17 protein-coding genes are annotated in these 21,947 nt (G+C 46.9%); 5 read left to right on the forward strand and 12 right to left on the reverse strand.

The genetic code is table 11. The features are described 5' to 3' along the window. Positions 1-2 precede the first annotated feature (2 nt). The 10 genes from KJS52_RS02470 to KJS52_RS02515 form a co-directional block, all read right to left on the reverse strand. Positions 3-923 carry an ABC transporter permease gene (locus KJS52_RS02470; protein ID WP_213513043.1) on the reverse strand — a complete coding sequence of 307 codons (921 nt, stop codon included), beginning with the start codon at positions 921-923 and terminating at the stop codon, positions 3-5. A 124-nt stretch (positions 924-1,047) separates the two neighbouring features. Then, complete coding sequence (locus tag KJS52_RS02475; RefSeq protein ID WP_213513044.1) at positions 1,048-2,709, reverse strand: peptide ABC transporter substrate-binding protein; 1,662 nt, start codon at positions 2,707-2,709, stop codon at positions 1,048-1,050. A 286-nt stretch (positions 2,710-2,995) separates the two neighbouring features. Next, entirely contained in the window at positions 2,996-4,309 is a 1,314-nt protein-coding gene (locus KJS52_RS02480) for a hypothetical protein (protein ID WP_213513045.1), read from the reverse strand. Continuing rightward, the gene (locus tag KJS52_RS02485) at positions 4,281-5,414 is read right to left on the reverse strand and encodes a DUF58 domain-containing protein (protein ID WP_213513046.1); all 1,134 of its coding nucleotides are present in this window, start codon (positions 5,412-5,414) and stop codon (positions 4,281-4,283) included. The genes KJS52_RS02480 and KJS52_RS02485 overlap by 29 nt, the downstream gene beginning before the upstream one ends. Positions 5,415-5,418: 4 nt before the next feature. Further along, on the reverse strand, positions 5,419-6,378 hold the full coding sequence (locus tag KJS52_RS02490; RefSeq protein WP_213513047.1) for an AAA family ATPase: 960 nt from the start codon (positions 6,376-6,378) through the stop codon (positions 5,419-5,421). 777 nt (positions 6,379-7,155) lie between these two features. Then, positions 7,156-8,085, reverse strand: coding sequence for a polysaccharide deacetylase family protein (locus KJS52_RS02495; RefSeq protein WP_213513048.1), 930 nt, complete (start codon positions 8,083-8,085; stop codon positions 7,156-7,158). Between the two features lie 17 nt (positions 8,086-8,102). After that, positions 8,103-9,086, reverse strand: coding sequence for a phosphotransferase (locus tag KJS52_RS02500; protein WP_213513049.1), 984 nt, complete (start codon positions 9,084-9,086; stop codon positions 8,103-8,105). Positions 9,087-9,156: 70 nt separating this feature from the next. After that, positions 9,157-9,828 (reverse strand): MOSC domain-containing protein, encoded by a 672-nt coding sequence (locus tag KJS52_RS02505; RefSeq protein ID WP_213513050.1) that lies wholly within the window; start codon positions 9,826-9,828, stop codon positions 9,157-9,159. A gap of 189 nt (positions 9,829-10,017) precedes the next feature. Further along, positions 10,018-11,637 carry an APC family permease gene (locus KJS52_RS02510; protein WP_213513051.1) on the reverse strand — a complete coding sequence of 540 codons (1,620 nt, stop codon included), beginning with the start codon at positions 11,635-11,637 and terminating at the stop codon, positions 10,018-10,020. A gap of 592 nt (positions 11,638-12,229) precedes the next feature. Next, entirely contained in the window at positions 12,230-12,955 is a 726-nt protein-coding gene (locus KJS52_RS02515) for a phosphonate ABC transporter ATP-binding protein (RefSeq protein ID WP_213513052.1), read from the reverse strand. A 151-nt stretch (positions 12,956-13,106) separates the two neighbouring features. Between KJS52_RS02515 and KJS52_RS02520 the strand changes: the two genes are divergently transcribed. After that, the gene (locus KJS52_RS02520) at positions 13,107-13,331 is read left to right on the forward strand and encodes a hypothetical protein (RefSeq protein ID WP_213513053.1); all 225 of its coding nucleotides are present in this window, start codon (positions 13,107-13,109) and stop codon (positions 13,329-13,331) included. Positions 13,332-13,449: 118 nt separating this feature from the next. Then, positions 13,450-14,175, forward strand: coding sequence for an HAD family hydrolase (locus KJS52_RS02525; protein ID WP_213513054.1), 726 nt, complete (start codon positions 13,450-13,452; stop codon positions 14,173-14,175). Positions 14,176-14,271: 96 nt separating this feature from the next. Here KJS52_RS02525 and KJS52_RS02530 read toward each other — a convergent pair whose 3' ends face one another. Then, entirely contained in the window at positions 14,272-15,255 is a 984-nt protein-coding gene (locus tag KJS52_RS02530) for a formylglycine-generating enzyme family protein (RefSeq protein WP_213513055.1), read from the reverse strand. Between the two features lie 113 nt (positions 15,256-15,368). Here KJS52_RS02530 and KJS52_RS02535 point away from each other — a divergent pair, with 113 nt between their 5' ends. Further along, positions 15,369-16,826 carry a response regulator gene (locus KJS52_RS02535; protein ID WP_213513056.1) on the forward strand — a complete coding sequence of 486 codons (1,458 nt, stop codon included), beginning with the start codon at positions 15,369-15,371 and terminating at the stop codon, positions 16,824-16,826. Positions 16,827-16,839: 13 nt separating this feature from the next. On the opposite strand, the gene KJS52_RS02540 is transcribed toward KJS52_RS02535, so the two are convergent. After that, the gene (locus KJS52_RS02540; RefSeq protein WP_213513057.1) at positions 16,840-18,633 is read right to left on the reverse strand and encodes a cache domain-containing sensor histidine kinase; all 1,794 of its coding nucleotides are present in this window, start codon (positions 18,631-18,633) and stop codon (positions 16,840-16,842) included. A gap of 179 nt (positions 18,634-18,812) precedes the next feature. Here KJS52_RS02540 and KJS52_RS02545 point away from each other — a divergent pair, with 179 nt between their 5' ends. Both KJS52_RS02545 and KJS52_RS02550 read left to right on the forward strand, forming a co-directional pair. Next, positions 18,813-20,336, forward strand: coding sequence for a sulfatase family protein (locus KJS52_RS02545; protein ID WP_213513058.1), 1,524 nt, complete (start codon positions 18,813-18,815; stop codon positions 20,334-20,336). Between the two features lie 29 nt (positions 20,337-20,365). Next, positions 20,366-21,856 carry an ABC transporter substrate-binding protein gene (locus tag KJS52_RS02550; RefSeq protein WP_213513059.1) on the forward strand — a complete coding sequence of 497 codons (1,491 nt, stop codon included), beginning with the start codon at positions 20,366-20,368 and terminating at the stop codon, positions 21,854-21,856. Positions 21,857-21,947 lie beyond the last annotated feature (91 nt).

Genomic DNA, 21,947 nt, shown 5'->3' on the forward strand with positions numbered 1-21,947 from the left:
CCTTAATCCGCTACACGAATACGGGGATCAATTACACCGTATACGAGATCGACGATAAAGTTGGCTGCCACTAGAAAGGCGCCAAAAAATACAGTCAAGCCAAGCGCCATCGTATAATCCAAGGACTGGACCGATTGCACAAAATGCATTCCCAGTCCAGGAATTGCAAAAATTTGCTCAACGACAAACGTTCCCATCAGTACATTTGCAACCAATGGCCCTAATACTGTAACAATCGGCAGCATTGCATTGCGAAGCTGGTGGCTCCATACAATTTGCCGTTCATTCAAGCCTTTGGCTCTTGCTGTTTTAATATAATCCTGGGTAGTAACCTCCAGCATGCTTGCCCGCATCAGCCTTGTAAGCGTGGCCAGCAAGCCCAAACCCATTGCAATCGAAGGCAGAACGGTATATTCCCAGCCCTTCCACTGTGCCACCGGAAACCACCCCAGCTTGACGCTGAAGCCATATTGCAGCAGCGTTCCCATAATAAAGCTTGGTACAGAAATCCCTATAACAGCAACCAGAACGGACATATAATCCGCTGCTTTGCCGCGCCTTCTGGCTGCCACAACACCTAGCGCCAGGCCAATTGGCAAAGCAAAAGCAAGCGCACGCAGGCCCAGCTCAGCGGAAACAGGGAAAGATTCCGCAATAATGCTGTTTACAGAGCGATTGACATATTTAAGAGAATAGCCCAAATCTCCTTGAACCAAATTGCCCAAATACGTAAAGTACTGCTCGTACAACGGCCTGTCCAAACCGTAGTAGCTGATCATCCTTTGTTGTACCTCTGCCGAAAGTAGTACCTCTGTTTGAAAAGGATTACCTGGAAGGGAGCGCAACAGGAAGAATGAGACGGTTGCCAGCAACCAAATTGTAATAAGAGAAATTATCAACCTCTTTAGAATATATTTAAGCAAACGATCACCTCCGCAGGTCCCTATTCATAACTGTTCAACAAGCGTGGACTTCCCGAACTTTACCTCTAAACAAAATAGCAAGAAAGAAGGGGACGCATCTCCCCTCCTTTCCTATTGTTTTACATTACTTCGTCACATCAGCATAAAGCAGCTGCGAAGCAGCGCCAAGTGGTGAACGGACAATGCCGCTTACATAATCTTTGGCGATGTAGCTCGTTCCTGGATACAGGAATGGCTCCAACGGTCCATTTTCAAACAAATATTTCTCAGCTTCAAACAATCCGGAATAACGTGCTCCTTCATCCATTTGAGCCATGGCTGTGTTGTACATATTCGTGAAGGTTTCATCATTCCAGCCTGTCCAGTTGATGCTGCCGTTAGCTAGCCAATAGCCAAGAATCGTCGATGCATCCTCAGAAGCATCAAGACTTTGCACGTAAATGTCATATTCGCGGTTCATTGTTGCTTGAATCGCCTGCGGTGTAGGCATTACTGTAATTTCGATATTCGTTAGGCCAAGGTTAGTGCTCCATGCATCCTGCAGCGCCTCTGCGTACAGCTTTTGACGTCCTTCCATGGCGACATAAGTCAGCTTAGGAAGATTGTCAAGCGTCATGCCAGTTTCCTCAAGCGCTTTGTTCAAGTAGCTTTTTGCAAGATCAACATCTGCTGTAGAGCCGATGCCTTGGAATGGGAATTGCACATGGAACGTTGCTGCCGATGCAACTGTTGTCGGCAAAATAAAGCGGTTTGCAGCTTGTGTACCTGGAGCAGCAACTGCATTCGCTACGCCAGTACGATCAATCGCATAGCTTAGCGCTTTGCGGAAGTTGCGATTGCTGATCAGCTTGCCAGCCTCAGGCGATGTGCCGTCCATGTTGAACTGAAGCATTTGGGACGAACCGCCTAGTGCTGACTTGGCATCTGGGTATTTGCTAATAAGCTGTGCCGCAATATCCGGGATATAGTCGATCTGTCCGGAATCAAACATGCTTGACATCGTGTTGGCATCTGGAATAATCAGCTGTGTAATGCCGTCAAGCTTAATGCGGTCCTTGTCCCAGTAGTTTTCATTTTTCACCAACACAAGCTCGGACTCATGCACCCAATTTTCCAGCTTGAATGGACCGTTGGTAATCATTTTGCTTGCATCTGCTGCGTATTGGTCGCCGTGCTGTTCAACCAATTCCTGCTTTACAGGGTAAAAGTAAGAGTTTGAGGCCAGTACCGTCAAGAAAAAGCTGACAGGGCGAGCAAGCTTGATTTCAAGCGTATATTCATCCAGCGCTTTAATGCCAACTTGAGCAGGATCTGTAATTTCCCCTTTATTGAACGCTTCGGCATTGGCAACATCGTACAATGTTTCTACGAAAGCTGAGCCAGTGTTCGGGTCGATAAAACGAAGCAACGAGTACTCAAAATCTTTCGCTGTTAATGGTGTGCCATCAGACCAGGTAGATTGACGCAAATGGAACGTATACGTCAAACCGTCGTCGGAAATATCCCAAGTTTCAGCGATGCCAGGCTCGATTTTATTGTCGTATGTACGAACCAAGCCCTCACTAATGTGATACAGGATTTCATTAGCCAGGTCATCCTGACTTTTGCCACTGTCCAAAGTACCTGGTTCTTTATTCACTGCATAGGTAAGTACTTTAGACCCGGCTCCCCCCGAGCTGCCCTTGTCGTTGCCAGACTCGCTGCTGTTATTAGTCGCTGTACACGCAGACAACAACATGGCACTGGCTGTTAGAGCAAGAACTAGCTTTGAAAAACCTTTCTTCATCTCTATCCCTCCACTTGTTATGTTTCTACTTTATTATAGTTGAATATGAAAAATTGACAATTAGTAAATGTAAATAAATTTTTATATTATAATACAGGGCTTTGTTGACACTTACTAAATTACAATTAAACATATTGTTGAAATTTAATGTGATTAAATAAATGATAGACAAAAAAGCCGAGAGATCATCTACTGTTTTAGCAGATGATCTCCCGGCTATAAGAGCAAATATAAGCGCGAAAAACGGTGCTCTTTTTGCATATGCTCCACAAATATATCCATGAAGTTAATTTTTTTGCTCTTCCACCTTATGCCGCAAGCCCTCAACATGCTGTGCGTCAGGTTCAACATTGCCATAGCGAATTTCGTTATAGCTGTGCAATAGCTCGTTGTAAATTTCCGTTGTTGGTTGATCCTTCATCAGCAGCTTCAAGTTTTCCTGAGCCGTTTTGCTTGCCGCAATCGGCTCGCCTTGCTTTAGGCCAAAGGATAAGGCTAGCACATAGAGCGCCTTCACCTTTTCGCGGCTGCTGAGCTTGCTCCATTGCTTCAGACTCGGCCTTGCCAAACCTCTGACTCGCTTACGTTTATGCTTGTTTTTTTGCGGAATAATGCCCTCGATTTCATCGGTATAGCCTTCACCGCTTTGCTTGAGCAGCGCCCGGCGGTTAAGCATGCGATGAATCAGCTTCAGCAGCAGCGGAATCAGCTTGGTCACGATATAATAGATAGCGACTAATACCGCGACAACAATGAAAGCAATAGCCAGCCATTTCAGGATTTGCTCCAGCACCAGCCAAAAGCGGGAAGGCTCACTTGCCTCTTCCAGCTCTCCCAAATCGAATTGCGGCTGCTGCGGCTGCTCAACAGGCTGCTGCTCGGCGGCTGGCTCACGGGAAAGCCATCCAAGCAGCCATTGATAAAGCTGCTTCAACCACTGCTCCAGCTTTTCCTGTACACTCCTTATCAGCGCAATTCCAACAACAACTAAAGCGATGATTGTAATATACAAGCGATTCATTGCAACAGAGCGTCGAATCGTCGTGGATGCGTTATCAATCATTTGCTGATCGCGCACCGTGCGCTCATTGTGAATATATAAAAATAGAATGCATGCAACAATGCCAAGCGCAAAGAAAATGCTATTGAAAAGGGCTAGCTTGGCAAGCGTAATAACCTTTAAGATTTGCAAGCCAACCGCTGCAAATAGCATGATCAGCATAATCAGCGTTGAAAAGCTGTTATACCAGTTGTGAAGCAGCGAGCGAAAGCTGCTTTCAACAAAGGCAATACCGACGAGCCCGCAAGCGATCCAGGCCCATTCGTCTATTTGCGCAGGCAAAAGCGCAGCCAGCAACGCAACAGGCAGTATGCCAAGAATGGCGACGGACAGTATCCGATAGCCGTTTTTAATCGCTTTTCCAGAACGAAACACAAATTGCGGCACACAATAGACGATGACCAGCAATGCTGCCCATAGCGGCAGCTGCGCCGATGGCAACAAATAAATACCGATTGTAAGCCAGATAGGAGCATAGAAAATCAGCTCAATGACGGCTCGCAGAAAAGGCTTAAGAAGGAATGCGATCTGGCGTGCCATTATCGAATCCCTCCCCTTCCAGCAAATTGTCGATTTCACTTGTCAGCAAAGCCAGCACGGCATTTTGTCGCTGTCGGAGCAAATAAGCCGCTTGCTCGGCAGCCTCGTTCCAGTACGTGCTAATAACTAGTATATCGTGCTGGCTCAAGCCTTCATCAGCAAAGCGGTGCAGCATATCGCTCAAAGATTCCGTTCGTTCCAGGACAAGCCCTGCCATTAGCTCAAGAATTGCCTGCCAATGACCTTCGCCAGCCGCAGGCAGCAGCAAGGCGCTGTCAGCTTGCTCAAGACTGCGCATATTGGCAGCAAAGCCTGCCTCCATGCCTTGAGCAATAACCTCTCTCGTTATGCCCGCGGCTACATTAATCGAGCGTTCGATCAGGTCCTGATTGGTAACCGTTCTCCACATTTCTTCATTATCGTCAATATTAACGACGACAAGCAGCTTGCGGTTGGCAGTAAATTCATACTGATGCACCTGCAGCTGACCAGAGCGGGCTGTCGCTTTCCAGTTCACATGCTTAAGCGAATCGCCGTATTGATAAGGCCGCGTGCCAGCCACGACAAATGGATCGGGCAATATAAATCGTTTTACGATATGATCGCCTTGCCAGGAATGGTAGGGCATCTGCTCGAGCGGCAGCTGCAGCGGCTTCGGATAGACCGTAATTTTGGAATCAAGCGGAATTTGCTTTGTAACACGACTCATGCCAAACAAGTCTCCGCTAGTCAGCGTTACCGTGCGCAGCATATAAATGCCGCGTCGGCGCGGCTTTAGCGTATGCGTTCTGCGAATACGCTGATAACCGGAAAGCGTAAAAAAGCTTCCATGATTTTGATCATATTGGCCCCTGCTTACCGAAAAATTTTCCTGCCCGGCAAATTGCAGCGAAGCATCAAGCGAAGATTCCACGTACAGCCATGGAATCGGCAGACGCTTGCTGTTCGAAAGCACTTCAACCATGCCAATCGGCTCATCTTGAAAGCAGGTTTTCTCCGTAAAATATCTTGTATACTGCACATTTTTCAACACAAAACGCTTAAACAGCAAATGCTGCAGCAGCACAGCAAGCATAGCAATTAGTATAAACCAGAATACGACCATGGCACTATACTCTTTCAGGCAGTGGCTCTGCCGGCACAGCTACCTGCTGCAGCACTTGCTCAATGACACGCTCCGCTGCTGCTGTACCGCGATTTATACCTTTCAGAGCGAGCCTGTGTGCAAGAACCGGAAGCGCCATTGCTTTAATATCGTCCGGTACAACATAGCTTCTGCCCATTAATGCGGCGTGTACCTGAGACGCTCTCAGCAGCGCCTGGCTGCCGCGCGGCGATACGCCGATCAGCACCTCTTCCTTGGCGCGCGTAGCTTCTACCAGCTCCACGATATAGCGCAGCAGTTCATCGTGTATGCTGATCTTAGCATAGTCCTTCCCTGCTTCCAGCACCTGCTGCTGCGTAATAACAGGCTGAAGCTGCTGCAGAGGGTTAGCTTCCTTAAAGCGTCTCAGCAGCTCTACACCTTCATCGCTTGACGGATAGCCCATTTTAATTTTGAACAGAAAACGGTCAAGCTGAGCTTCCGGAAGTGGAAAGGTTCCCTGCTGCTCAATCGGGTTTTGCGTTGCAATAACCATAAATGGCGAATCAAGCGCCATCGTCATGCCGTCTACGCTGACCTGCCGCTCCTCCATACATTCCAGCAAGCTCGATTGCGTGCGCGGCGTAGCGCGGTTAATCTCATCGGCAAGCAAAATATTGCTGAAAATCGGGCCAGCACGGAATTCAAACTCACCACTTTTTTGATTAAAATATTGGATGCCGCTCAAATCAGAAGGTAAAAGGTCCGGCGTAAACTGAATCCGCTTAAACTGCAGCGAAAGCGAGCTCGCCAACGATTTTGCCAGCATCGTTTTCCCTGTGCCAGGCACATCCTCCAACAGAACATGTCCACCCGTAATAAGCGCAATAACAAGAAGTCTCGTAACATCCTCCTTGCCAACAATAACTTTTCCGATATTATCATTTACTGCTTGATAAATTTGCTGTATCGCCGTATTTCCCACATTAACGCCTCCGACAAATTATTTTGCATCATTGCTCCGGAGCAAAGCATCCTCCAGTCGCTTTTTAAATCAGCGCTCCGGAGCAAAGCATCCTCCAGTCGCTTTTTTAATCGTAATGCTCTTATTTAAATTTTTTAAGGTTGTATTACGATGTTAAAGGCGACCCTCTCCGTTTTTCGGATGCTTTGCTCCTCCGCTGTAGCTTTTTTTGAGTGTAGGACAAAGTAGCTTGGACGCTAGTAGAAAATGAGGAGCGCAGCGTAGGCAAAAAGCTACGTGAGCACTGGAATTTTCGCTAGCGTTCAAGATTCGACGTCGACTAATCCACAACGCCCAGCATCGTCATCAAAGTCCAATTTTTAAACTACCTCTACCAATGAGAGTTTAAAAATTGGGCTTTCAGGACCAAGAAGCTTGGACGCTAGTAGAAAATGAGGAGCGCAGCGTAGGCAAAAGCTACGTGAGCACCGCAGCTTTCGGTAGCGTGACATATTCGCCGTCGAGTACGCTACGAAGCAGCACATCGTCATCAAAGTCCGATTTTTAAACCACCTCTACCAATGAGAGTTTAAAAATTGGGCTTTCAGGACCAAGAAGCTTGGACGCTAGTAGAAAATGAGGAGCGCAGCGTAGGCAAAAAGCTACGTGAGCACCTGAAATGTTTCCGTAGGAAACATACTTCGGAAGCATGATCCCTCTCGCTAGCGTTCAAGATTCGACGCCGAATAAGCTACAACGAAGTTACATCGTCATCAAAGTCCAATTTTTAAACCACCTCTAAAAAGGGTACGTGCGCTTTGAGTTTTGGCGTTGTACATCCTGCAACTCGCGCCACCCTATTAGCTTGATTCCTTCATCCTGCAAAAACTGCTGCAGCTCTGGACGCTGCAGCGCTTCCCATTCTATAATTCGCTTGCCTGCATGCCTATGAAAATAGGAAAGCTCTGCGGATGGCGCGCTTGGATGCACAATGAGTTCGGATACGCCCGGCTTCAGCTTTTTTAAATAATCGGTCAACTGCTGTAGAAATCCATCCGTCGTTTCACCTTCAGTCGATTCAAATGGAAGTCCGATCAAATAATCGATCAGCACAACTCCCTTCTGATCGGCAAGCTGCGCAAGCGCTCTCAATTGCGGCTCTACCGCCTGCGGCACAACCTCTTGCTGTGCTGGATTGATAAAGCGCGGCAGTCGAAACGGCAAGCCGTAATGCGCACAAACATCAAATACTTCCAGCAAAAAATGTCTGCCGGTCACCAGGCCGTACAAGCTGCCCATATGGCTGTCTGCATGCGTCGGCTTCATGCCTAGCGTCAATGCCAATTCAATCTGGTGATTAAGCTCAAGCGCTACTTGACTCGGAGAAGCTGCTTGCTCAAAGCCTTGGCAATCCGCGTAAAAGTAGCCCTCCTTCGTTACCAGACTCGACACATCCGCATTGCGCGTAACAGGCCCCCATTTATAGGTGTCCCATTCGCTTGTAAAGGTGAAGTGCACCCCAACATCATACTGAGAGTTGGCAGCACTCCAGCTCGCTGCAGCCCGAGCATAGGCGCATGGCAGCATCACAGTCGCCGAGCTGACGGTACGAGCCTGCAGCAGCTGCTGAATCCCTTCGTTAAAGGAAGCGCTCAAGCCAAAGTCATCGCAGTTAATAATAAGCAGCCGATCCTGCTCAGAGTATCCCAACTGTGTCGCCAAACTCATTCTGCATCCCTCGCCTTCTATTGCGTTACTAGCTTTAATTGATTCATACAGGTTATGACATACGCTGCATGGGCAATAATGCCGCACAAAACCTCTGGCGAATCAAGCCCTTGCTTGAAGCGCTCAATAAAATGCATCGCAACATCAACACTGCGCAGCTTGATCAGCGCCGGCAGCAGCGTCAATTCCTCCTTCTGCAAAGGCACCGTCGCGATAAATGCCTGCAGCATAGCTTCCAGCCTCGGTTCAAGCTGCTCTGTCGTTGGCTTTATCATTTCAGAAAGCAGAACAGCCAGCTCCATTGCCCTTAAATCCCATGTTACAAATTCAAAGTCAAGCACAGCCACGATGCTTTGCCTAATGGCCAATGAATTGCTGCAATTGAGATCACCGTGAATCCATTGATGCGGCAAAGCCTGCAGCTGCGGCTTTAATTGCTCCAGCTCGACACGTTCAGCTTGAATAAGCAGCAGCTCATCCTTCTGCTTGGCCAGCTGAGCATCCTCAAGCAGCACCTGCAGCGCATTATTATCAAACGGCGGGTAATTGCTCTCCAGCTCATAATATGGCGTATAGGCTGGTGCTTCCTCGATTTGCAGCTGTGCAAAGGCTTTGCTTAACTGCGCCGCCGCATCAGCCAAGCTGACCATGCTCTGCATATTTTCGGCAGACGGCCGCTCTCCGTCAATGTAGACGAAGGCAGCAGCCAGCTTGCCGTTTTGCAACTGAGTTATTATTGAATGCTGTTTATTGGCAATAGGCTGCGGTGTAGCAATAGCCAGTCTTGTCTGCTTCAGCTCGGCAAGCATCGTATGCTCGAATTGCAGCTTGCTTCGATCAGCGTGGTTGTTGTAAATTCGCACCACACGTTTGTCTTGATCATCCTCGATCATTACCGTTGTATTGTTCATACCACTCGGCCCCGGGATCACCCGTGGCTTCCCTTGCCAGACATATTGAGCCAGCACATTGTCCAACTCTTCGCTTTGATGCTTGCTCATTTGCCGATCTCCCTTACCATTACTCTAACCTTTTACTCACTTCATTTATCTAATTTTAAAGATATACCGCTTATTTTAATCGTTCTATTTTTCTATGTATGCTCTGTTTCCAGACATCCGCAAGCTCAGGGATGGAGGCCAGCTGTTCGTACTGCTCCAGTGTGCTCGCCTTGCCATACATGATGCGATTTGCTTCAAATATTGACATAGAATGCTGCGCGCGGCTTACAGGTATGAATTCCATGCCAGTGCCAACTTCTCCTTCTTCCAGCACTCGCAAATAAAAACCGGTATAGCCGCTTTCTCTGGAAAGCTGAACGAGCTCGGGCCACTGATTGCGAATGCCAAGCTTGAAGCAAGGCTGTCTTGGCTGACTAACCTGAACGACGAGACTGCCAACACGATAAATGTCCCCGATATTTACGCTATCTTCCGTCCAGCTGCTCAGCGTCATATTTTCGCCGAACGAGCCTGGCGCAAGAGCACGACCTAGCTGCTGCCAATAGCTGTAGCTCGACTGCAAATAGACGCAGATCGCTTTATCAGGGCCACCATGATTTTCAGTGTCTCCCTGCGCATCGCCTTCCACACCAGTAGCGCTTACGTGATGCACTGCTGTGGAGGCATCCTTAAATATAGCACTCAGCACCTGCTTGCTGCCGTGCGCGATTTCCCTTGGCTTGCCAACATGAAACGATACGATTGTTGCGTTGGCTGAGCCATTTTCCAGCTCATTTCCCATACAATCACCACCTAATTCCATTATAGCTTCATTATGACGAAATTGGCAAAATTGCTGGAAGATTTGTCTCGTTTCGACAAATTGAAAGCGCCAGGCAGCTTGCTGCTCCCGTCGAAAGCAGGGCGACTTTTGTAAACATCTGCGCTTGCCCGGGAAATAAACGCAATAATTTCCCTGTGCAATAATTCTTTATTGCAGCGGCATTCTTCTCTCTATCTCGAATAAATCGTTGCTTCCTTTCGTGTCATAGGACAACGGCTTGCTGACAACTCCTTTAGTCATCATTGCATAGATGCTAATTACAAGCAACGGCACAGCTATAATAAGCAAAGCTGTCAGCGGCAAGCTAGCCCCTGCCGCACTGACAAGCGCTGTTAGAAGCAGCATGCTGCCAAAGCGAATCGCCTTTTCCCAGCCTGCCACCTTCCAAAGCGAAGCTTGATCAGCCAACGGTGTGAAGAAAAAAAGAATTGCGTACAGACTGCCATAACAGATAACGGCCAGCAGCGTTGAAGTTATAAATATATCTTCTGTCGGAATGTAATAGATGGCTGCCAGCATAAGCAATGCAAGTACAGTAACAGCAAACAGCGCGCGCTGCGGAGACTGCTTCAAATAATGCATTGCCGCAAGCTGCTGTTTAAAAGGCAGCAAACCGTCTCGCGCCAATGCCATTAATGTGCGAGCGCCGCTTTGCAGCAGTGTCGAGCTTGATGCCCAGCAGCTAAGCATTGCCACTGCCACCAAAGCGTAACCAAGAACAGAGGATTGTCCTAACAGGTAAACAAGCCATGCTTCTCCCGTTTGTCCAGCTCCAGCAATGCCAAAGTTCATATATAAAATTGCCAGTACCAGTATAAGCACCAGCCCGATCATGTAGGAATAACAGGTTGACAACAGCGTCGCCCAAGAAACTTTAATTTTGGGTTCGATCGTTTCTTCAGCATGCTGGGCGCTAATATCTCCCCCAATAAAGCAGCGACACATTAATGCAAGCAGAAGTCCCCAGTTTGCCGGGTCAAGCTCGCTTACTGCAGGAAACCAGCCTGCTACCGATGCATCGGCAAGAAAAAGATGCATGCCATTGTAGCTGTCTCCTCTCCAAACCATCACGGCGCAAACGATCAGCAGCACAATTCCGCATAGCTGCAGCAACCATGCAATGATGTGAAAGGTACGATACACAGTGCTTTTCAGCCACGCCAAAATCACTTGAGTCAAGACACAGATCGCTACTGCAATCGTCATTCCTCCAGGCTGATTAAGCCAGGAAATGGACACAGGAAGCAAAAGCTTAAGAAAAAACACAAAGCCATAACTGTAACCGATCAACAGCAGCGTTTGTCCAATCAATTGCAGGCTGCCGATAATGCTTCCAAGCCATGTTCCGCCTTTTCGCAAAGCAACATGATAAAGACCGCCCGCTGTTGGCTGTGCGGATAAATACTGACCAACCAGTGCGAACAGCATAATAAAAAACAAACCTAGTCCACAATAAACAAATAAGCTGCTCCCTAGTCCCCCATTCATCATGATTGGTGCTAGCATAAGCAGTAGAATTGGTAGAATTCCGATCGCGTTCATCGCAATACTAAATATAGAGACCTCACCATACTGGCGTCTCAAATATTGACCGAAGCCAAAACGATGCAGCTCATATTTGTCTTGCAGCTGCTGCACAACCTTCCCATAGCGCAAGCCACTAATATAGTTTATACTGCGCAAGCCCTTCTGGGCCTTGATTGTAATAAGCAGCATACAAACAACTGCTGTCAGCACTAGCAGCATAAACAACATAATTCCTATCATCACTACACCTCCATAGTCGAGTATATGTAAGGGTAGTTGATAGCATGTCATGATTAAGCACTGCACAGCACTAACGACGAGACGAATACGCCAAAAAAATTTGGAAGCAAGACAAATAACCCCACTAACCGTGGGGCATCTAAAAGATTTCGCCAGCATTCAAGATTCGCCGCTGTCAACTAAGCTGCGAAGCGATCCATCGTCATCAAAGCCGGATTTTGAACTACCCTTCCAATGAAAGTTCAAAATTCGGCTTTCAGGACCAAGAAGATTGGACGCTAGTAGAAAATGAGGAGCGCAGCGTAGGCACTTGCTACGTGAGCACCGCAGTTTTCGCTAGCGTTCAAGATTCGCCGTCGACTACGCTACAGAGAAGTCACATCGTCATCAAAGTCGGATTTTGAACCACCCTTCCAATGAAAGTTCAAAATTCGGCTTTCAGGACCAAGAAGATGACCGCATACTAGAAAGCGAGGAGCGCAGCGTAGATAACCGCTACGTGAGCACCGGAGCTTTCGGTAGGCGGTCATATTCGCCGTCGACTACGCTACTGAGAAGTCACATCGTCATCAAAGCCGGATTTTGAACCACCTTAAAGCAGGTTTTTTTCTCTTTCTGTTAACCTCCGCCCATACACATCCAACACCAGCTCGCCGCCGTTCAAGCCGAGAATCCGATCAGCAAAGCGTTCCGCCCAATCTCCCTGATGTAAAACCGAGATTACGATAATCCCCTGCTCCTTGCACAATCTTTTAAGCTCGCCCAGCACGATATCTGCATTATGAGGGTCAAGTCCTGCTACCGGCTCGTCGGCTACGATAACCTTAGCGCCATGCACCAGCGCGCGAGCAATCGCAATTCTTTGCTGCTCCCCACCCGACAGATGTCTTGCCTTCATTTTTGCTTTGTCCAGCAGTCCGCGCTTTTCAATCATATCCATCGCGCCCATATAATCGTCGCTGCGCACCATGCCTGTCCAACGTCTCCATGCCGGCGTTTGCCCTACCGCTCCGATAATAACATTTTTCAAGGCAGTTTTGTCAGGAAAAAGAAACGGCTTTTCCTCCAAGTATGCAACTTCCTTTTTGACCTGCATTTTTGCGCGAATGCCGCCCTCAAACACATTTTTTCCGTTAAAAATATACTTGCCAGACGTCCAGTTTTCTTGCAAAGCTAAACATTTAAGCAAGGTCGACTTCCCACTTCCACTAGCACCCTTCACAGCTATAAAATCGCCTTCATATGCATCAAACGTAATATTTTTAAGCAGCTTCGGTCCACCAGGTATTGTTTTCGTAAGATTTTGTATCCGTAACATATCGTCATCCTTTCCGTAAATGCAAACGCTTCTATTAAATTAGTTTACGATAAATAATCCCCTCTTTCCATACGAACAAATGTTTGCTATAATAGTTTCAGAACATACGTTCTGAATAATCATTATTATCGTATAAGGAGGCTTGATCAGCATGAACCATACTTGTCAGCATTATCGATTTATTGAGAAGGTGCCGCCGAAGCGCGATTTAACCTTTACTTTTTTCAGTGATGGGAGACTTATTATTGAAAATAATGAGACAGGTGAGCTGATCACCCCTTCCCAATTGCGAAGCGACAGTAAGGAGTTTTATGTTAAGCATCGCATTTCATTTATTAAAAACAGGCTGCAGCAGGCGAAGGAACGCTTTGCGTAATATTGTTTGACTTTATGCTCTGTTTGGCTTTTTTCCTGCTACTTACAATTGACGGTTTCACTAATATAAGGTAGATTGTTCATACAAGATGAACACGCATGAATAAGGAGACTTTAAGATGTCGCAGCAAATTTTATTCGATCTTGATGATACATTAATCTACTGCAATCGTTATTTTTTTCGTGCGATTGATCGCTTTGCCGAGCAGCTTGCAACCTGGTTTGATGAAGCCAGCATTTCGCTGGAAGAGATAAAAAACAAGCAAGCGAGCATCGATGCGGATATGATTTCGCAGACCGGCTTCAAGAGCGAGCACTTTCCACATTCCTTTCTGGAAACGTATCGTTATTACTGCGAGCTGCTTGGTCGCTCGCAATGTCCCCAGGAAAAGGACTGGCTGTGGCAGGTCGGCATTGAGGTGTACGAGCACGAGACAGAGCCATATCCGCATATGGAGGAAACGCTGGAGCAGTTGAAGCATCAAGGACATGAGCTTCATCTGTACACGGGAGGCGAGCCGAAAATCCAACTGCGCAAGGTTGAAGATATGGGACTTGCCAAATATTTTGATGATCGCATTTATATACGCCAAATGAAAAATATTGCAGCGTTGGACGAGCTGCTTGACATACAAGCATTTGAGCGGCAGCGCACCTGGATGATCGGCAATTCGATCCGCAACGATATCGTCCCAGCACTTCATGCTGGAATACATGCGATCCACGTGGAGCGTCCAGATGAATGGTGCTACAACATCATTGACGTAAACGTTCAGCCAAAAGGCCAATTTCTGGCTGTAAAGTCGCTGCATCAAATTCCTCCCGCCCTGGCACGCACCATTTAAAAAACTATCCAGCCTTCACCTGCCTGCATTACATCGCATAGGCTCGAGTGAAGTGGATAGTTTTTTTGTTTCATTGCTTTTTTTATTGCCTTGCCTTTATTGGCTATCATGATTTACATTTAATACCATTCTGAAGCCGCAATGTCCAGTCGATGAATCAGGAGAATTGGAATTTCGTGCTGCTACACGGTAACGATTGCAATAATCACGATGGCATAAATAGGAGCCGCCGCGCATAGAACGATTTTTTGTCGGCTCAGACCAGATTGGATTAACATTAGAAGTAAGCTGGTGATAGCGTGGATCAAAATAATCATGACACCATTCCCATACATTTCCCGACATCTGATATAAACCATATCCATTAGGTTGGAAAGCATGTACGGGCGCAGTACCGATATATCCATCGCTGCCGTGATTTTTAAGCGGAAATTTCCCTTGCCAAATATTGCACATATGCTGCTTGTTCGGATGCAGCTCATCACCCCAAGGATAACGTCTTCTTTGCAAACCGCCTCTTGCGGCGTACTCCCATTCTGCTTCTGTCGGCAATCTTCCGCCCGCCCAGTTGCAATAGGCGACTGCATCGTTCCATGAAATATGTACGACAGGATGCTCGCTGCGATCTTCCCAGCTTGTTCCCGGTCCTTCCGGACAAGCCCAATATGCACCGTTAACCGCTGTCCACCAATGCAGCCCTCCTGGATTGCCGAGACTATGCTGTTTATTGGGCTCTGAAACAAAATCGCTAAATACATACGACCAGCCGAATTGCTCTGCTTCCGTTACATAACCTGTTGCTTCAACAAATTGCGCAAACTGAGCATTCGTTACAGGGTACTTGCTTATAGCAAAAGCACTAACCGTTACTTGTCGAGCCGGACCTTCACCATCATTGGGAAAACCGTCTTCATCATCCGTTCCCATTATGAAACTGCCTTCGGGAATCATTACAAAGTGGTCGGCGTTGACATGCGTCTCGTTGCTCTGCTGAATGCCCTCCGTATTGACAGCGATCGTTTTTTTGACAGCCACCAGTTGTTGCCGGGCTGCCCCGCAGCATGATTTAATATTTTCCATCTTGATTTGCCTCCTTCAAAAATAATTATACACCTAATCCTCACTTGACACATAGGAATTATTGGATTAAGATTTTGAGCAACAAACTGGGAAAGCGAAAGGCGTGTATAGGTATGGAGCAGCAATGCATACTGAAAATTTGTGTTGTCGACGATGAAGCAGCTACTCGTAGAAGCATTATTCGAAAGCTTGGTGAAGTCGATCACTCCTGTACGATTTTTAATTTGGGCTACGGCGAGGCAGCCTTGCAGGAACTTTACAAAATTAAACCTGATGTTGTGCTGCTCGATATTCAAATGCCCGGCATGAATGGATTAGAACTGTTAGAAAAAATAAAACAATCTCACCCATGGATTCAAGTCATTATGCTGAGCGGCTTTGAAGAATTTTCATACGCGCGCAGAGCGCTTCAACTAGGCGCATACGATTATTTGCTCAAGCCAGTTGATCGCAAGCAACTTGGAGAAACGTTATTCAAGCTGAAAATAGAGCTGCAGATGCAGTTTTTGCAGCAGCTACGACCTTATCAGCAGCAGTTGCAGCAGGAGCAAATAACGATTGATGACATCATCTGCTGCCAGTTGAGCTTATGGCATAATGAAGATATCGGCAAACGAATTGTTTGGCATGATGATGAAACCGATCATAAAGTGCATGCGCAACATACTCTGCCAAGCGAGCACGAGCAAAGTATGTCGCAACAAACACCAAGAAATCTTACGCTATTTACTTTTCGCATTAATCAAGCTATTGAAGGCTCCGTTGTTCACGATTATGAAGGAACGTTCAAGCGTGCAGAGCAATGGGTAGATGCGCTTCGCCAGGCTTGGCACAAACGCTTGCAGCAGCAATTTTTCGATATTCGCTCCAGCTCCGGTATTCGTGAACAGCAAGTACAGCCGACAGCAGCGGCATTGCACTTCCATTCTTATAGGGAGCTTGCAGCCGAAATCACTCAACTGCTCGAACAAGGGCAAATTTCTGCACTAGAAACGCTGCTGCGGCGATGGCTGGAGCAAATTCAAAGCTTTGAGCTTGCCCGCGTGCAGTATGCATGTGCGGAGCTGCTGCGGCAAGTCGACAGTTCTCTTGGCAAAGGACAAACAGCCAGCGGCAGCATACCTGAAGCATCACTGCATTATTGGCAGTGCTGGGTGAATCAGCATAATCGCTGGAGCTTGCTGCAACACGCTTTGATCAGTCTGCTGCTGGACGTATGCACAGCAATGAAGGAATTGGCAGATTATGAGGCACAAGAGCAACACTGGCTGGACAAGGCAATTGCGTATATGGTGCAATCAAGCGACATGCAGTTGACGCTTGCTACAGTAGCAAGACATGTAGGCGTGCATCCCGTTACGCTAAGCCGTATGTTCAAGCAGCAGACCGGCGACAATTTCGTCAATTACTTGACGAAGCTTCGCTTGCAGAAAGCTATGGATATGCTGCAATCTACCAAGTTATCGATTAGCGATATCGCTCAAGCAGTAGGCTATACTGACGAGCAGCACTTTCGCACACTGTTCAAAAAGAAATTCGGTCAATCTCCGAGGGAGTTCCGCAAGCTGTAGAACTCCTTTTTTTTCACAGTTTTCCTTGATCTATGCACCAACCTATGCTCGTCCCCTCCCCTTCCTCACTGGAGATTTGTACCTGAAGCGCCTTGCCGTATGCCAGAAACAATCTGCGAAACACATTATATATTCCTGTATGACGCTCAAAAAAATCATCCTTTGTCATCATGTCGGCAGAAGCCAGCAATTGCAGCTTTTGCACAAGCTGCTTACTCATCGTCTTACCTGTATTATGAACAGAGAATATCAGCTTCTGTTCCTCTCTCCGTACTGAAATCGTAATCGTAAAAACTAGAGCGGATAATTCCATATCAGGCTCCCAGCCATATTTGATCGCATTTTCCACAAATGGCTGAATGCTCAACTTCATGACGTTTTCCTGCAAACAGCGAGGATCGATCTGCCAATTTGTCTTAATCGTTGTATCATTGCGCCAACTATGCAGCCGCAAGTATTCCTGCACGTAAGCAACTTCTTCAGCGAGCGCAGCAAAGCCTCGATCGACTCGGGCACTGTATCTTGTCATTTTGGACAGACTTTGAATCATTTGTTCAACCGCTGTGCTATCCCCTCTGCTTGCGTACTCATCGATGGTCTCCAACGTATTAAACAAAAAATGCGGATTGATCTGCGCTTGCAGTTGCAACAATTCCCGCTCCTTTTCCTTCAGATGACTGGAAATTACTTCTTGCTCCAGTTCCTTCATATTGCCAAGCATGCGATTAAATACACGAATCAGATAACTGATCTCATCACGCTGACTGCTTGGCGGCACAGGAATATGAATACCGCGACTGAGTTGATCCATGCTCGTTTTCAAACGCTGCATCGGACGCCATACCAAATGCATAAGCGGATAGGCAATAATCAAAGCGGCACATAACGTAACAGCCGTTACAATCAACAAAGCACGGAGCGAGCCGCGAACCCCGCTGTTAAGCTCATCCAGTGAAGCAAGCCACACAAGCTGCCATTGTCCATAACCTAGCGGATATGCATACAGCTCGTAACGATTATTATTATGCTTCGTTTGCAGCGTCATGGCGTCCACTTGCCGCCCATTCAGCTTTGCATGCAGCAGCTCAGCCAACGCTTGCGGCAAATGCAGATCAGACGAAGAGGCAGTTACGAAACTTGCTGTTGCTTGATCATACAGTAGAAGCTGCGAGCTGACCTCGGGTGATGATGCAATTAGCTGCCGGATATAATCGGTTTTCAGCTCAATAATGATACCTGCATGATAAGCTCCTGTGCGCAAATTGCGTATCGGAAAAAAATATGAAATGACATCCTGCTGGTCATTTATCATATAGCTTGCCTGATGGGGAACTGACAGTGACGGTGTTTGCGGCCAACTCTCCATGCTGTAAAACGGGTCTTCCTGAAACCTATAGCTGTAATTCAAAAAGAACGCATTCGATTGATAATACACTTTTTCCCACTGATCGAGATAAAGCAAGCCAGTAATCTCCGGATGTGTTTGCAGCAAGTTTTGCACAAGCGTCTTAAAGCCCGCTGCCCAATATGCTTGAGCAACGTAATCATCGGCGTCAGCTTGAGTAAATTGCTGAAATTCATACGTCACATACAGTGCATTTAATGATTGATTAATTTCAGTTACATATTCATCCACATCTCTCGCTACTGATGCCAGCAAAGTAGCGGCGGCACGCGAAGACTGACTTGTTTGGGAAGACATCATAAAATGCTGCGACAACAAGTAAATTGTAACGCTGGGCACGATAGAAATAACAATTAATATAATAAATAATTTATTGCGTAACGAGAGGTTACTCCAGCTCATTATCTATCCCCCCTATTAAACTAGGGGCATTATAGCATAAATACAAGTATACTTATAGGAATTATATGAAAATTGTTAAAAGATTCTAGGTTCAGGTTAAATATCCCCTCTATTTTTTGCGAAGATATTATTACTATACTAGATACATAAATCTTATTATTCCGAGGTGATATGTAGGAATGAGTCATTCTAATATGAATTATATCTTTTTCTTTCCCGATGAGCTGCGCGCTGAAAGCCTGGGCTGCTACGGACATCCGCTCGTACAAACTCCCAATCTTGATCGCTTGGCGCAGCAAGGTGTTCGCTTCGAACAATGTCATGTACAGAATACCGTATGCAGTCCTTCCCGCTGCAGTCTAATGACAGGCTGGTATCCGCATGTAGCGGGACATCGAACACTGTGGCATCTGCTCAGACCGCATGAGCCGAGCTTATTCCGCTACCTAAAAAAATCGGGCTATCAGCTAAAATGGTACGGAAAAAATCATCTATACAACGATGAATACTTGCGTGAAATATTAGGAAACGAGGCAGAAATGGAGCCGCAAGAACAAATTGAAGCGATGATCGGTACATTTGGCAAACGCAATCCCTATGCCGAGGACGATCCGCGCTTCTACAGTTTTCTTATGGAGCCAGAGCCGGAACAAGCTCTCGATAGTACGGAAACAGCGGTTTCGATCAACAAAGCGATTACTTTTCTGCAATCGGAAGCAGCACGGCAACAACCCTTTATGCTTTACTTACCCACATTGCTGCCGCACGCACCCTATGTAGTGCCTGAGCCTTACCACAGCATGTATAAAGGAAAAACGCTGCCGCCGCTTAGACCAGCTCAGTTAGAAGGCAAGCCGTCCTATCATTCGTTCATCAGACAATATCGTCGTTTGCACCATATTGTAGATGATACGCTGGAGCAGGTACAAGCTGTTTATCTTGGCATGATCAGCTATGTCGATTATATGTTTGGACAACTAATAGAGGCACTTGAACGAAGCGGACTCGCAGAACACACAACCATTATTGTAGCGTCAGATCATGGAGATTATGCTGGCGATTACGGCTTGGTAGAAAAATGGCCAAACGGCTTTGAAGATGTACTGACCAGAGTGCCGCTTATTATTCGCACACCAGGCAATGCCAGCGGGCATGTTGTGCAAGAACAAGTTGAACTGTTTGACATTATGGCAACCGTGCTTGATCTGAGCGGCATCGAAGCCGAGCATGATCATTTTGCTCGATCTCTTGTGCCTCAACTACAAGGAGCAAACGGTGATCCTCAACGCATTGTCTATGCGGAGGGCGGCTACGATAGCCGCGAGCCTCATTGCTTTGAAGGTGATCCTGTGCGCGATGCCTGGTTTGCCAATAATCCGAGCAGCATCTATTATCCAAAGGCAAGACAGCAGCAGGAACAACCGGCCTCCGTCAGCCGCGGAATAATGGCGCGCACCAATGAATTCAAGCTGATTGAACGCACTGCCGAACAAAGCGAGCTGTATGATCTCATTCATGATCCGCAGGAGCTGCACAATGTGTATAATGATCCAGCCTATAGAGAAATAAGAGACAAGCTGCGGCTTGATGTATTGCAGTGGTATGTGCACACCTCCGATGTTGTGCCGCGTGACAACGATCCGGGCAGATTTCTCAACAAACCTACAGGCGCTGCCCTACAGGATGTACCTTACAAAATTTAACACTTGTTCATTATTCGGGAGGAATTTTTATGAAGCCTAACACACAATCGATCAAACTGCTGCTGCTGAGTTCACTAGCAATGTTACTGCTGGCAGCATGCAGCAGCAATCAGTCGACAACCAATAGCCATGCAGCTAACAATACCCAAGGGGCAACCAGTAGCCCCACAGCAGAAGTAAAGCAAGTTGAACTGGAAGTATGGGGTCGTTGGGAGGAAATGCTTGGGCAGATGGAAGAAACCATTGCAGAATTCCAACAGCAGCATCCACACATTAAGGTCAAATATACGAATGTACCAGGCTCGCAATATGTAGCGCAAATCCAGGCAGCAATTTCTGGCAATACCTTGCCTGACATTATTGGCTACCATCAAAGCATTCCGACCTCATTGCTTGTAAATCTGGACGTGCTGCATCCGTTGGATGATGTGTTGACGGCCGAACAAAAAGCGGAGTATTACGAAGGAACATGGTCGGAAGGCTATACGCTTATTGACGGTCAAACGTATGCGATTCCAGTATTCAATCCGAAACGTCCGGCGATGATGCTTTATTACAATAAGGAAGCACTGCATGCAGCAGGGCTTACAGAAGATGATATTCCTGCAACATGGGATGAACTGTACAGCTTCAGTAAACAGGTGCAACAAAATACAGATGGCAAGCTGTACGGGCTCGTAATTGGCGTGAAGGAGTTAAGCTTCTTAAGCGGGGCGATCTCTCAGATGGCAACGGCGATTACGCCGGATGTTTCGCCAACGGATCTATTCAATTACCGCACGGGCCAATACGAATATCATGCTCAAGGCATTGTACAAGGATTGGAGCTGTTCAAAAAACTGCAAGATGAAAAACTGCTGCACCCAAGCAGTCTGGTTATGAGCTTCCGGGAAGGTACGGCATTAATGGAGGAAGGACAAGCTGTGCTGACGATTGACGGTTCGTTTTACGCATCGCAGCTTAATGCAGATAAACTTGACAGCTTCGGTGTCGCTCCCCTGCCAACGAAAGACGGCAAGCCGCAATATGCAGCATTTCAAGGTGAATCTCGCGTAGCATTTTATGTATCAAAGCATACCGAGCATTACGAGGAAACAAAGCTGTTCCTGCAATTTATTAAAGAGCATCTGTATCCTAAGCTGGTAGCAGACGGGGTAGAGTATTCACCTCTGCCAGCCGTTAATGAAGCAACTACGATTAACCATCCAGTTGCTGCTGAAGCGCTGCGCATTCAGGATGAAGTATCCTTGCTTATTCCAAGACCGTTTGAACGCAATGCTGATTCACTTAAAGTAGTGCTGGAAACGAGCGGCAAGCTGCCTAAAACGACGCTGGGCAACATTGCTGAAGGGTATTTAACAGGTCAGATTAAAGATGTGGAAGCAGCATTGCTGGAGCTGTCACAGCAAGCTAATCAAGTGCTGGAAGAAGGCATTGCTAAAGTCAACGCTGCCGGTGGCAGCATTACATTGGATGACTATGCATTTGCCGATTGGGTTCCATACCAACCGTATCAATAACGATAAACTGCTAGACGCAAGAAAGCTATATCAAGGCAGTTCAACACAAGACACTTCATCACAAGGCAGTGACAGACAGGAGAGGAACAAC

The sequence above is a fragment of the Paenibacillus montaniterrae genome (genome assembly GCF_018403185.1).
Lineage (GTDB): Bacteria > Bacillota > Bacilli > Paenibacillales > Paenibacillaceae > Pristimantibacillus > Pristimantibacillus montaniterrae.